Annotated in this window: 12 protein-coding genes; 3 read left to right on the top strand and 9 right to left on the bottom strand. The window is 52.0% G+C overall.

Features of this window, described 5'->3' with window-relative positions; all coding sequences use genetic code 11:
* Window positions 1–20 precede the first annotated feature (20 nt).
* Window positions 21–788: an HpcH/HpaI aldolase family protein gene (locus AC3RPL_RS23960; protein ID WP_490741809.1), complete on the bottom strand. Its 768-nt coding sequence runs from the start codon at window positions 786–788 to the stop codon at window positions 21–23.
* Window positions 789–1,071: 283 nt separating this feature from the next.
* Between AC3RPL_RS23960 and AC3RPL_RS23955 the strand changes: the two genes are divergently transcribed.
* Entirely contained in the window at window positions 1,072–2,187 is a 1,116-nt protein-coding gene (locus AC3RPL_RS23955) for an ABC transporter substrate-binding protein (protein WP_490741808.1), read from the top strand.
* Window positions 2,188–2,217: 30 nt separating this feature from the next.
* On the opposite strand, the gene AC3RPL_RS23950 is transcribed toward AC3RPL_RS23955, so the two are convergent.
* Together AC3RPL_RS23950 and AC3RPL_RS23945 are read right to left on the bottom strand one after the other, a co-directional pair.
* Window positions 2,218–4,284 carry a TonB-dependent receptor family protein gene (locus AC3RPL_RS23950; RefSeq protein ID WP_490741807.1) on the bottom strand — a complete coding sequence of 689 codons (2,067 nt, stop codon included), beginning with the start codon at window positions 4,282–4,284 and terminating at the stop codon, window positions 2,218–2,220.
* Window positions 4,285–4,661: 377 nt separating this feature from the next.
* The gene (locus tag AC3RPL_RS23945) at window positions 4,662–5,336 is read right to left on the bottom strand and encodes a GntR family transcriptional regulator (RefSeq protein WP_490741806.1); all 675 of its coding nucleotides are present in this window, start codon (window positions 5,334–5,336) and stop codon (window positions 4,662–4,664) included.
* Window positions 5,337–5,743: 407 nt separating this feature from the next.
* On the opposite strand from AC3RPL_RS23945, the gene AC3RPL_RS23940 reads away from it, so the two are divergent.
* Together AC3RPL_RS23940 and AC3RPL_RS23935 are read left to right on the top strand one after the other, a co-directional pair.
* Window positions 5,744–6,472, top strand: coding sequence for a DUF969 domain-containing protein (locus AC3RPL_RS23940; protein ID WP_490741805.1), 729 nt, complete (start codon window positions 5,744–5,746; stop codon window positions 6,470–6,472).
* Window positions 6,472–7,485, top strand: coding sequence for a DUF979 domain-containing protein (locus AC3RPL_RS23935; protein WP_490741804.1), 1,014 nt, complete (start codon window positions 6,472–6,474; stop codon window positions 7,483–7,485). Before AC3RPL_RS23940 ends, AC3RPL_RS23935 begins: the two co-directional genes overlap by 1 nt.
* A gap of 41 nt (window positions 7,486–7,526) precedes the next feature.
* Here the strand turns inward: AC3RPL_RS23935 and AC3RPL_RS23930 are convergent, their stop codons facing one another.
* Genes AC3RPL_RS23930 through AC3RPL_RS23905 form a run of 6 tightly spaced genes read right to left on the bottom strand, consistent with a single transcriptional unit; the run spans window position 7,527 to window position 13,450 of the window.
* Window positions 7,527–7,808: an MFS transporter gene (locus tag AC3RPL_RS23930; RefSeq protein ID WP_490741803.1), complete on the bottom strand. Its 282-nt coding sequence runs from the start codon at window positions 7,806–7,808 to the stop codon at window positions 7,527–7,529.
* The gene (locus tag AC3RPL_RS23925) at window positions 7,805–8,725 is read right to left on the bottom strand and encodes an MFS transporter (RefSeq protein WP_490741802.1); all 921 of its coding nucleotides are present in this window, start codon (window positions 8,723–8,725) and stop codon (window positions 7,805–7,807) included. Before AC3RPL_RS23925 ends, AC3RPL_RS23930 begins: the two co-directional genes overlap by 4 nt.
* A gap of 6 nt (window positions 8,726–8,731) precedes the next feature.
* Window positions 8,732–9,985: a glutamate-5-semialdehyde dehydrogenase gene (locus tag AC3RPL_RS23920; protein ID WP_490741801.1), complete on the bottom strand. Its 1,254-nt coding sequence runs from the start codon at window positions 9,983–9,985 to the stop codon at window positions 8,732–8,734.
* A gap of 31 nt (window positions 9,986–10,016) precedes the next feature.
* Window positions 10,017–11,312 carry an ATP-grasp domain-containing protein gene (locus AC3RPL_RS23915; protein ID WP_490741800.1) on the bottom strand — a complete coding sequence of 432 codons (1,296 nt, stop codon included), beginning with the start codon at window positions 11,310–11,312 and terminating at the stop codon, window positions 10,017–10,019.
* A gap of 4 nt (window positions 11,313–11,316) precedes the next feature.
* On the bottom strand, window positions 11,317–12,009 hold the full coding sequence (locus tag AC3RPL_RS23910) for a TauD/TfdA family dioxygenase (RefSeq protein WP_490741799.1): 693 nt from the start codon (window positions 12,007–12,009) through the stop codon (window positions 11,317–11,319).
* A 13-nt stretch (window positions 12,010–12,022) separates the two neighbouring features.
* Window positions 12,023–13,450, bottom strand: coding sequence for a GNAT family N-acetyltransferase (locus AC3RPL_RS23905; RefSeq protein ID WP_490741798.1), 1,428 nt, complete (start codon window positions 13,448–13,450; stop codon window positions 12,023–12,025).
* Window positions 13,451–13,687: the final 237 nt, after the last annotated feature.

Here is a 13,687-nt window from a genome sequence, read left to right as displayed (position 1 = left end):
ATACCTGTAGTAGGGAGAGTTCAGAGAGACTGGAGATCGGTCAAACGTTGTTTCAGGGTGCGGAATAAAAATCCCCGGTCTTCGCCGCATAACCAACAGTCAATCCCCTGGCTGTGCCAGTAGCGCTGCTGTTCCGGCGTTCGGGGATTGGCGCAGAAGGTTTTCCCTGCGGCCTGGCAACGAGCGGCGAGTAAACGAATTTGTGCCTCGACATCGGGATGCGACGGCTGCGGGCCGAGCTGCATACTCATCGCCAGATCCAGCGCCCCCTCCATTACCATCGTCACCTGCGCAATACGCAGCATCGCCTCAATGGACTCAATGCCCTGCGGCGTCTCGATCATCGGCACCAGCCACAGCTTTTCATTCGCCTGGCGGATGTAGTCACCAAGCGGCAGCGTGCCGAAACCGGTCACGCTACCGCCGGTAATGCCGCGTTTACCCAGCGGCGGAAAGAACATCGCATCGCGCAGCGCGCTTATCTGCTCTGCACTTTCCGCCCGTGACAGCACGATGCCGTGCGCCCCCATATCCAGAATGCGCCCGGCGCGGGGAATATCATCAACGGTAATACGCACCAGCGGAGTGCAGCCGTGAAGCTGTGCCAGCTGAATGCACTGACTGAGCAGGGTTTCATGATGTGGCAAATGTTCAAGATCCAGCAGGACGAAGTCATATCCTGCGGTGGCGATCATTTCGACAATGATGGGGTGCGGAACAGAGTTAAGGATGCCAAATAATCCTGATGCAGAGTGGCGACGCTCTCCCGGCGAGGTGTACGAAATCATACAAAATCCTGTTAGTTAATACTTATCATTTACATTATCATTACGATTATGCTGAAGTTTTTCAAATGATTTGACAAGCATTGTTAAATATTTTCAATAAGGAATTGTTAACAAATCGCCGTAAGCTGTGAAACCGGCTGAATAAATGACGTGAATATCGCGCTGAATTTATGGATTTTTTTGCTAAACACTGATGATTTAAACGTCATGCTGGCAAAAAATAACAGACGAAAATGATTAAATAAATTTTTACACCAGGATTATTCGGAAAGAGAAAAGATTAATGAAATGTAAATGGCCTGTGCTGTTCCTTATCCTGTTATGCCCACTGTTTGCTCTGGCACAAGCCATTAACGTGACCGATCTTGCCGGGCGCAACGTCACCCTGAAAGCCCCCGCCACGCGCATCATTCTGGCCGACAGCCGGATGCTGCTGCCGATGAGCCTGTTGCACCCCGGTGATGCACTGAAAGGCGTTGTGGCCTGGGATGATTCACTGCGAACCCGCGCCCCGGATATGGGACGCTATTTTTCCCGACAATTCCCGCAGTTAAACGCCATTCCGGTGTTTATCAATCCCTATCGCAGCACGTTCAACGTCGAGCAGGCGACCACGCTGAAACCGGATTTAATTGTGTTTGATATCGGCATAGTGGCGAAACTGCGCGGCGAAGGGACGCTGGCACTGCTGGAGAAAAGCGGTATTCCGCTGGTGTTTATTGATTTCCGCCAGAAGCCGTTAACCAACGCGCCGGTCAGTCTGCGCCTGCTGGGAGCGGTGACGGGTGAAACGGCCAATGCCGAACGCTTTATTGCACGCTGGCAACAGCTGCTGCAACGCACCCAACAGCGGGTGGCGAAAATCCCACCAGCGAGCTGGCCCGGCGTGGTGTTTGAGAACCATGCCGGGATGAACGGCATGAATTGCTGCGCGGTTTTTGGTGCTGACAGTTTTGGCGAATTTATCCCGGCGGCAGGAGGACGCAACCTGATGGCGGATAAAGTACCGCCACAGGGGGCGGAGGTCAGTGCAGAACTGCTGATCGTCGCCCGACCGGACGTCTGGCTGATGAGCGGCGCAGACTGGAGCCAGCGCGGTTCGCCCTCGCAGGCGGTGCCGCTCGGCTACGAAGCAACGCGCCAGAGCACCCTGCCGCGTTTGCAGGCGCTGATGCAGCGCCCGGTGGTCAGCGTCCTGCCGGTGGCGAGCAGCTCACGGGTGATGGCGATTTACCACCAGTTCTATGACAGTCCTTTTAACGTGGTGGCGCTGGAAGCGATGGCAAAGCTGTTCCATCCACAGCAGTTCAGTGACGTTGATCCCCAGGCTGACCTGGAAGCGTTATACCGCGATTACGTGAAAACGCCTTACAGCGGGCTGTTTTTCGTCCAGCCATAAAGGAAGACATCGGCCAACTCATCGTCACAATCAGAACTTCAGGCTGACCCCGGCGGTAACCGAACGTCCCGGCGCGGGCTGACGTCCCCATGGGCTGGTATCCACGCCGCGGAACCAGTAATCACGGTTAAAGAGGTTATTAACTCCCAGATAACCATTCAGCACGGTGCGGCCAGAATTATACAGATCGCGGCTGACCTGCGCGTTCCACACCCAGTAAGACGGCATCTGACCGACCGAACCGTTACTGTTTTCCGCCACCGTGTTGGCCGCATCCGCAAAGGATTTACTGAAGTAATACCCCGCCAGCGAGAAGGTGGTGTCGCGCCATTCGTAGCTGCCATCAAGCGTAAGCTGTGTACGCGAGGCATAGGGCACCTCTTTGCCACTGTTGACGCCGTTGCGCTGCTCTGCCTGGAGGTATGCGTAGCCCGCATGCAGCTTCAGACCTTCCACCGCCTGCGGACTCCAGAAGCCTTCCAGTTCAGCACCCTGATGTCGGGTACGACCAATGTTGAGATAACTGTCTGACACGCTGTCGTAAGAAATCTGATCTTTATAATCAATGCGATACAAACCAGCGTGCAGGCTGAGGTTCTCCGCCGGGGTATAACGCACGCCGCTTTCGTAGTTCCACGCCAGTTCTGAACTGACATCGCCGCCTTTAACAATCTGCGTCACCTGCACCGGGCGCAGGCTTTTCTGCATATCGGCATAGAGGAACCACTCCGGCGTCAGCTGATAGCCCACGGTCAAACCGGGCAGCCACTGCGTATCGGGTGCGCTGGTGCGTTGCCCGGTCTTTTTGTCGCTATATTTTTCGCTGACGTTCTCGTAACGCATCCCCGGCGTGATGGTCAGCTTGTCATCAATCAGTTTAATGGCGTTGCTGACATAGCCCGCCCAGGCCTTATCGTCAAAGCTCCAGTCGCGCGTCACGCTGGTCGCGCCAGTCGCCAGCGTCTGCTGGCTTACCTGATAATCCACTTTCTCGCTGACGAAACGGCCACCAATAATCCACTGCTGATTGACGCTGTCGCCATTGATATCCAGGCTGATTCGCGGCTCCGTGCCCCACACTTTGAAATTTCGCGGCGAGTTCTGCACGATATCGGCCGGTAACGCCGGATTAAAGCTCTGCCCCGGTACTTTACTCATCCCCACCTGAAATTCACGGTCTGACTGATGGCCAAAAAATGTCCAGTTGAATTCGGCCGAATCAATAAAACCGAGCGAACCCAGCAGCTGGTCATAAACCATGCTGTAGCGATTGGTGTGACCATCAAAATCGTCGTAAGGGCGGGTGCTCTGTCGGCGGTTGCTGAGGTAATCCGCCGTGGAGAGGGCACCGGCCAGATCGGCATGGGCGTTGTAGTGCTGATAAGAGAGGTTTAAGGTGGTGTTTTCGTTGATGTTCCACAGACCACGCAGCCGGAAATTTTCAACTTTACTGTCACTGTTTTCGCGGAAAGAGCTGCCTTTGACCTGGTTGGCTTCGACCTGAAGCCCGAAATCATCATTCAGCATCCCGCCGGTGCGCAGATAAGTGTCCCAGAGGTTGCGACCTTTACCGTAAAAGGTGGCGCGTTCGGCAATTTCGTTTTCCCACTTCACCGGTATGGGTTTGCTGATCAGATTAATCACGCCACCGACGTTATTCGGGCCGTACTGCACCGCCGCCCCACCCCGCACTACGTCAATGCGGTCAATAGTGGAAAAAGTCACCGGAAACAGCGACATCCCTTCCTGCCCGTAGGGGGCTAATACCAGCGGAATACCGTCTTCCAGGATTTGCGCGCGACCGCTGCGGCTGTCATACAGACCGCGCACGGCAATTTGCGGCAGTACGCCGGTGCCGGTTTCATCCTGAATTTTCACCCCTGGCACACGCTGTAGCGCATCATCCACGGTGCGGTTGGCACCTTTTGCCAGCTGATCGTTACTGATAACGGTACGGCTTCCGGCCCAGGTTTTGACCTCTTCGGCACGCGAATCACCGAGAATGTTGCCGGTCACCACCATGTTCTCTTCCGCTGCATAACTGAATTTTCCGGCCAGAATGACGGCCAGCGCTACGGCTACTTTAGTGCGTTTCATTGTCGACCCTGCATGACAGTGTAAGTTTTTTGTAATGATTGTGATAAATATTATCATTATCAAATACAACTTAACATTGCTTATCGGCAGGTAAATGAGTGACAAGCGACTAATCATGCTCACTTTTTTTGTCAGTATGCAGAGTATTGAACTGTTCGGCCTGAGTAAAACCCGCCCCGCCGTGGGTGCAGGGCATAATCATCACGGCAGCAGGCGGGATATTTGTTCAAATTTCATGAAATAAAAGGTGAGTTTTTTTGAAGAAAAACCGTCAGTTTTGCCGAAGGGCACCCTGGTCAGGCAGATGAAGATTCCGGTTCAACGCCGGGCAGGATATGCCACTCTGGCGGCCGACCATTTTCGTCGTCATCATTCCCTCACCCATCCCCGTCCCGGCGGGCAAAGGAGGCCAGCAGCACACGTTCGGATCTGTCGAGATACTCCTGAAGCATCCGGGCGGCTTCAGCGGCCTGCCCGGCTTCAACCAGCGATAACAACGCATTATTCATGCCGATAAAGGGAAAATGCAGATGCTCCGCATCGTTCAGCAGTCCGAATGCCAGACGCAACTCGGCCAGAATATGGCGGTAGAAGTCGCTTAGCCTCTGGCTGTCTGCCAGCTCCACGATGGCGCGATGAAAGGCCATATTTGCCGAACCCACTCCATCCCAGTCCTGTTTTTCTCCGCAGATCAGCGCTTCTTCAACGGCCTGTCGCATCAGCCTGACGGCCGGATGCCCTGGCCAGGCGCTGGCAACGGACTGGCATTCAATCATTTTGCGTACGCGATAAATATCGATAATGCGCATCATATCCGGCGTACTGACGAAAACACCGCGATTTGGGCGGTATTCCAGCAGTCTTTCCAGCGTCAGCATGCGGAAGGCCTCCCGCAGGGTATTTCTTGAAACCGCCAGTTTTTCACTCAACTGAGCTTCGGACAGACGCTGACCGGGGCGCAGCTGGCCCAAAGTAATCTGTTGCCGCAATCTTAGTGCCACACTCTCACTCAGGGAAAGCGCGTTATCTGATGCTGTTTTATCCGTTGCCATTCTCTCTGGCCTTGTTAACTGTTGATTCTGCCGTGAATAGTCACACAACTTTCACAACAGGGAAAGGCAGCGCCAGCATCAACCTGGCAGGCTTTTCCACCTTCCCATTCGCTTCGCCAGCGGTTTGCACCATAACAGGGAAAGCAGGCCCGACAACTCACCAGCATGGTGCATGTTTTTGCTGATTGCACCGGCCCGCGATAATCAATGAACAATCCTTAACAGGTTTTGCAGCAGCAGCTGATTATTGTTCAACAATTTTGTTAATTCTGCTGCGACAGTGATATTGACCGCTGTTGCGCTGGCACAGGTTTTGCTTAATAAACAGGCAACGCGTGCCGCAGCGGGAACGCGGCAGGCAACAATTGATCGAGGCTCAAAGCGGCCCGCTTTTAACCGGAGTGACTATGAACGAAGCAGTAAATTACTGGCCGCTAAGCGGAATTTTGGTGATTGTGGTGGGATTCCTGTGTCGCCTCAATCCGGTGCTGGTGGTGGTTATCGCCGGGATTGCTACCGGAGTCAGCGCCAGTATGCCGGTAAACCTGATTCTGGAAAATCTGGGATCGGGGTTCCTCAACACACGAAATCTGGCGCTGATCATTGTTTTGCCGCTGGTGGTCATTGGGCTGCTTGAAAGGCACGGACTGAAACACTGGGCGCAGATGTGGATTTCACGGATCCGCTCCGCCAGCGCCGGAAAATTGCTGACGGTTTATCTGCTGGTGCGCGAACTGGCGGCGGCGGCAGGGCTGACCAGCCTCGGCGGTCATCCGCAGATGGTGCGGCCAATGCTGGCTCCAATGGCAGAAGGCGCGGCGGAGAATTTTCATGGCGAACTCCCCGGTGACATCCGCATGAAGCTGCGTGCAATGGCTGCGGCGACAGACAACGTCGGCCTGTTCTTCGGTGAAGATATCTTCGTGGCCTTTGGCGGCGTGCTGTTTATGCATAACTTTATGGAACAGAGCGCCGGAATTCAGACCGAACCACTGCACATTGCCCTGTGGGGCCTGCCGACGGCCATTTGTGCTTTTATCATTCATGCCGTGCGCCTTCGTCGTCTGGACAAACGCATTGCCGCTGAACTGGGCACACTCAACAGCAATGCGCTGAAAGAAAAAGGAATATGCTAATGTTTCAGCAACAATATCTGAATGACCTGGCGGCACTCCTGTTACTGGTGGTCGCCATCATGTCCTGGCGCGACAGGGCCAATCCGCGCCGTCTCACCACCGGTCTGTTCTGGGGGCTGTATGCGCTGGTTTTCGCCATCGGAGACTGGACAAATCAGCTGGCGGCCCACCTGACCGGGGCAGAAAACGCCGCCAGCGCGGTGAACATCACCACCGGGGGGATTGTTATCGTCATGGCGCTGATTGCCGGGCTGGGCGGTGTCAAAATGGGCAGCTATCACACCCGTACGGATCAGCAACAGCGGGCCAGCGCCGCGCGTCTGCGCAACCGTCTTTTTCTTCCTGCGCTGGCTATCCCGGTGATTACCGTGCTGGGCATCCTTGCCTTCAATAATATTGCCGGCCTGCAACAATGGCTTTTCGGCGAAGGGAATCACGCCACCCTGGTCACGCTGTTTTCTATGTCGCTGGGTTGTATTGTCGGCTGGCTGATTGCCATCGCGCTGACCAGGGAGTCACCGGCACAATCGGTGCAGGAAGGACGTCGCCTGCTGGATGCTATTGGTTGGGCATTTATCCTGCCGCAAATCCTCGCGACTCTTGGCCTGCTGTTTGCCAAAGCCGGAGTGGGCACCGCCATCGCCCACCTTGTCGAGAGCTGGCTGGCAGTGGATAACCGGCTGGGGGCGGTGGTGCTCTATGTGCTCGGTATGGCGCTGCTCACCATGATTATGGGCAATGCCTTTGCCGCATTTCCGATTATTACCGCCGGGGTGGGTATTCCGATACTGATTCAGCATCTGGGGGCAAATCCGGCGGTGGTTGCCGCTATCGGGATGTTTTCTGGCTATTGCGGCACCCTGATGACGCCGATGGCCGCCAACTTCAATCTCGTCCCTGCCAGGCTGCTGGAGTTACCGGATCGTAATGCGGTGATTAAAGCCCAGACGCCGACAGGACTGATGCTGCTGCTGGTGAACATTGTTCTGCTGTGGGTTCTCGCCTTCCTGTAATGTACCGCGATGGGGCTGTCCGCAGGCAGAGCGCCCCACGCTCAGGCATTCTGACGGTAGTCAGCCTGTTGGCCGTTAACCCACTGCACCAGCAGCACGGCAAATCCGAGGGCGGACAGCACGGAAAACAAGGCGTTCACCCCGGCGTATTGCAGCAGAAATCCGCCCAGCAGCGGGGAAACCGCTGTCCCCAGGTACGCCATATTGGAGATGCCAAAAGTAATGCCCCGCTTACCGGCAGGCGCAAGCAGATCGGTGGCGATATTCAGCGTCGGCATGACGATTATCTCTCCCAGCGTTAACAGCAGGGTCGAGAAGATCATCTGCCACGCAGAACGGGTATCAGAGAAGAGAAAAGCCAGCTGGACAAGGTCAGTAAGAAGGTTCCGCTCACTATCCGGGTGGTTATTCCACTGCTGCGCATCAGCCACATCACCGGCTTCTGTAGCAGAATTACGCCCGCCGCATTGGCAATAAAAACCATTGCGGTGATTTCACCGGGATTAATGAGATTACTGAGATTGATATACTGAATCAGCGTGGTATCGAACACAGCGTAAATCAGCATCACAATAAAGTTGCAGAGCACAAAAACGGTAAATTTTTTATGCCGGAGCATAAAAGCAAACGCCTGCCAGAAGTTCTCTTCAGGCAAATCTCTTTCCGTTTTAAAGCGCCAGTCTGCGCCAAAAATCATCAGCAGCAGATAGATAAAATAGATAAAGGCCGTGGCATACATGATCGTTTCGCGATGATGGTTTGCCGCCAGAAGACCGGGTATCGGACCCAGCGCGCTGCCAATATTGATAATGTAATAGCGCAGATACTGTACCCGGGCTTTGCTCTCTGCATCACTCAGCATATCGCCAATCAGCGATTTGCTGCTGGATTCAATCAGCGCACGCCCGGCAGAAAGAAAGCATATGGCAACAATACAGGCGGTAAGAGAAGCGACCGCGCCCATCAGGATAAAGCTGATAATACTGATCAACAGCCCAAAGCAGATCACCGGATTCCTGCCTGACCTGTCCGAGTGATAGCCAAGAAAAATACTGACCGCCACACCAGACAAACTGGCGACAAAAAATATCGCCCCGACCATAAACAGGCTGACATGCAGGGTGTTATGCAGATAAAGAGAGAGAAAAGGCCACACCATAAAATAACCAATGCGGCTTAAAAACGTCCCGGTCAGCATTATTTTGATAGTGGGATTCAGGGAGTCCGTACTGAAAAGCATACTGTTTTAGTCTCTTATTAAACCATCACCCGACACGCGGTATTTATAGGTACAAAGCTGCTCAAGCCCCACCGGGCCTCGCGCATGAAGTTTTCCCGTCGCGATACCGATCTCCATGCCAAAGCCAAATTCGCCCCCGTCGGCAAACTGTGAGGAGACGTTGTGCATCACAATGCCGCTGTCAATGCAGCGCATAAATTTTTCTGCGGCGGATTTTTCTGCGGTAATGATGGCATCGGTGTGATGAGAGCCGAAATGATTAATATGCTCAACCGCCGCGTCAAGATTCTCCACTATTTTGCAACTCAACCGCATATCGAGGTACTCCATCCCCCAGTCACTCTCGTCGGCAGGCAGGATACGGGGATCGATAGTCATAATCTGTTCATCGCCTTTGATAATACAACCGGCGGCGATTAACGCGGTAATCAGCGCATGGGTGTACTCATCCGGCCAGCGTTTATCAATCAGCAGGGTTTCCATCGCGCCGCATATTCCGGGGCGACGGGCCTTGGCATTAACCGCCACTTTGATGGCCATGTCGGGCGTTGCAGCAGCATGAATATAGGTGTGACAGATACCATCCAGATGGCTGAAAACAGGGATGTGCGTATTATCCCGCACAAATTCAATCAGCCCCCGCCCTCCGCGCGGAATAATCACATCAATATAGCCTTCAGCTTTCAGCAGCTGAGACACTTTTTCACGCTGGTCAGAATTGATTAAATTCACACAGCCTGGGTGGATATGATGTATTTCGAGCGCTTTTGCGATCAGATGATAAAACGCCAGCGAGGTATTCAGCGCCTCTTTGCCCCCCCGTAAAATAACCGCATTGCGCGACTTGAGGCACAATACGGCAGCATCGACGGTCACGTTTGGCCGGGACTCATAAATCATCGCTATTACGCCGAAAGGACAGGCGACTTTTTCAATAAACAGACCATTCGGTTGCTGACCCGCAGACAGCACCCTGCCTGCCGGAGCAGGCATCTGTGCCACTTCCAGCACGGAAAGGGCAAGAGATTGCAGGCGCGACGTATTCAGCGTCAGCCGGTCAACTAAGGCCTGCGGAGACTTTGCCTGCTCAGCCTGTTGAATATCCTGCTGATTGGCAGCCAGCAATGTATCGGCTTCGCTCAGCATCAGCCGCGACAGCGTCCTGATAGCCTCATTAATTTGCTCATCCGGGTAATCCTGCAAAATTAATGCGGCCTGCCGGGCCTCCGTTGCCAAGGAAATAACGTCACTGCCTGTCATCACTGCCTCCGGGAATACTGATGGCGCAGATTCAGTTCTCAACCGTGTCGATACGGATTAAAGCGCTGAACCGGTTGACCGTCTCCTCAAGCGCAGCAAAATCCTCAGCCTGGAAAAGGACGTGGAGTGTGCTGCGGGTTGCCAGAGGGGCGCGATATGCAATGTCGCCAATATTGTCATAGATCTGATGCTCCACATAGTGCGGATCGCTGACAAAGAGGTTTTCACCATGGATCGCGGTGATCCTGCCCTGCTTCTGCGGAAACACCAGGCAGGTAATGACAGGACGTGCTGTTTTACGCGGGATATTAACCTCTTCGCGCATGGCGATAGCGATCTGCACCTCAATAAAATCAATGCCGGTTGAGGCAAGCAGAGAGTTATAGATGGCGGAGCCGCCCATTCTGACGCCAAATTCAATCAGTTTGATTTCATTCGCCAGCGTTCGGAATTCCGTATGCAACACATAAGCGCCAGCGCCCAGTGCCCGATGAATAGCCGAAACATAGGCTTTCGCCTGCTGTTGCAGCGCCTGTGGGATGCGGGTGGGGGTACTGAAGCAGACCTCTTCAAAGTGCGGGCCATTATTCGGCAACGGCTTATCATGAATAGCCAGCACCTCAACCTCGCCGTTGAAATAGACACTTTCAACGCTGATTTCGCCAACCCGGTAAGGCAGCCTGGTAGCAAAAAGTACCTCGCCGCCAATAATCTCCTCAACAATGAAGGGATATTCCCCTGAGAAGGTTTCTTTAAACTGCGAATCTCTGGAGAAGAGCGACACGGCATCGTCACTGAGTTGCGCAAAATCACTGACCAGCGATGGGTAATCATCATATCGCCTGACCAGCGATGAGCCGCTACCGATTAACGGCTTGGCAATCACCGGAAAGGTCAGTCGGGCAGCGTCGGTGATATTCTCCGAGGTCACCTGAACAAAATCGGGTACGGGGATCCCCAGTTCTCTGGAGAAAGCGCGCATGTTGTATTTGTTTCTCCCCACTTCCACCGCTTTCAGCGAGGGACCGGGCAGATTAAAGTGCGCACAAAGCTTTTGCTGCAACGGCAAAAAGGGTTCTGAAACATTGAGAATACCATCGGGTTGAAAGGTCGGCCCGAGAGTGCTGAGAATGGTATCGAGGTTTTCCGCGCTGTTTTCGATGGTGACGGAATAAGCCTGATGGGCAAACCTTTCGATATAATTTTTCGCCTCAACCTTTGCATATAAAATGGTGACATTATATTTATCTTTCAGGCTGTTAATTTTTCGCAGATGCGATAAACGACTGGCACTGTGTACATATAAAACCAGCAGATTTTTCTTCATTTCATCAGTCCTCTACCAGCCATACCCGGCGAAGTTCGCGATTATAATTACTGTATCCGCTACGTGAATGGACCAGTCTGAAATTATCCCAGATCAGCAGCGCATTTTTCTTCCAGGCAATTTTTATCGCGTTCGCATTAATAAATGTCATCAACTCGTCACGCAGGTCTGAAAAATCCGCTAACGCCGAATAATCCATACAGGTGTAAGAGAATCTGACCAGTGGCGTGCCGTCAGGCGCATGGCTGAGGAAAGGATGCCAGGCCTCTTTACCAATATTCTCCTCCTGGAGCCCCGCCGTGGAAAAATAGCGTAATGGAATATTCTCCAGCTCTTTCTTTTTGCCAGCAGGGATCATATCGAAAAATGGCATGAGATTACTGAGCCAGGTAAAACCTTCACCTTCATTACCTGGCTCTTTACACCACAAGGCTAAATAGCGTGGCGGCAGAGAGTTATATTCATAACACTCCGTATGCGGCATCAGCTCTTTGTTATTTTTTGAATGATAGGTATTTTCGAATCGTTTCTCAGCCTTGATACTCCAGACCAGCTGGTTATCGTACTGAGGAACAATTTTCCCCACATCCTGTACCACAGATAAAAATTCATCCTCAGTTCTGATGTCATTAATATAAACATAGCCTGTACTGATTAAGGCATTTTTCAATGCCTTCTTTTCTGCGTGGAGTGTCATGGTTTATGGGTCCTTAATTAGTCAACCAGACGCGCTTCAGCTCACGATTTCTGTCCTCAAATGCGGTACGCGAATGCACCAGCCGCTGGTTATCCCAGATGAGAAATGAATTCTTTTTCCAGTCGATACTCAGATGCTCTTTTTCAAATTTAGCCACCAGCTTATCGCCAATCTTTTCTACATCCGGTGAACAGTTCTCCACACAGTTACGACTGAATCTGATCAGCGGATTTTTGCCCTCGCTCTGCTCGGAGACAATCGGATGCAACGCTTTTTTACCCAACGCACTGGACTGAATACCGGAGCTGGAAACGAAGTTAATCTGCTCCTCAGTCAGTACTTTCTTCTCTTCTGTTGACAGTTCCTCAAAGAAAGAGAGCACGTCCAGCAGGGTGGTCTGGCCGCCGCCACATTCAGACGGCGTCACACACCACAGCGATAAATATTTTGGTGGTAATCCGGGATACTCATAGCATTCGGTATGCGGGCTCAATTTTTTGGTATTCAGAGAGTGGTAATGATTATCAAATTCCGGCTTTGGCCGAATAGACCAGACAAGGTTGCCATCATACTGTGGCAGCAGCTTGCCAAATTCCTGAGAAAAATAAAGGTGGTCAAATCCATCAGGCAGATCCTGAATAAACAGATAGCCTTTTTCAGCCAGCTCATTTTTAAAACCAGCGATTTCATTTTTGCTGTAGCCGTGATCTGTAAACATATTACCTCCAGTCAGAACAGATGTATAATTACGGGTTTTTGTTAATATCTCAGATTTAATGACTTCATTAAGATGAATATTACGACTCAGATTATTTTTGTAAAAAACGGACGAACTGATTATCTCTTCCGGATTATTGACCTCAATACTGAGCAGGCAGGTCACATCGCGCTCGGCACAGCTCTGTGCATTTTTATTTGCACCGCATCGACAGCATGTTGCAAAGGCCTGGCTGTCCCTGCCTCGCAAATAGCTGTAGGAAACCGGCAGCATATTAAATTTAATGCCTGACTTTAATGACTTCGACGTCTGATCTTTTTTAATTTTTGTTGAGGAAACAACTTGAAGACCCAGCTGTTTCGCCATAGTTAACATCGTCGACTTCAGCCGGGAATAAATACCCTTGCCGCGATATTCCCGGTCAATCCACGCACTGCTTATTTCGGCATAATTTGCCGACAGCCTGATTAAACTGACGGCCCCCACCAGCCGGTCAGCACAATAAGCGACCAGCAATCTGCCAGATAAAATACACCCGATAAAGTGACTGATGGGACGGCTTAACATATCGGCTTCCAGCGTACTCTCAATCGCCAGGCGTGTGGCGATATCGTGCAGACATGCCTTATCCTCAGGATCGGGCAGGAAAATGATAATATTTTCTTCAGGAAATGAATCAGCCGTAACCGGATAGTGCTCACAGGACATGGGACTGGTTTCCATTATCAGTTTTTCTTAATTCTTATTCTTTCATCCTGAATGTGAACAAAATGCCTTTCAAGTCAAATAATATTCCGCTGCGAAAAGCGCAACAGAAACAATATGCAACTTAATGAAATTTATTTGCTTTATTGTTTTTTTTGTTGTTTTTTTAAGATAATACTCAGGGAGAGCCTGATGGCAGCAGACAAATTAAACATAAGAATAAAGAATGTATTACGTAACCTGATGATATTTGTC

The organism is Erwinia papayae (assembly GCF_058241465.1).
Note: the sequence above shows the minus strand (reverse complement) of the source record. Positions and strands in the feature narration are given on the sequence as shown.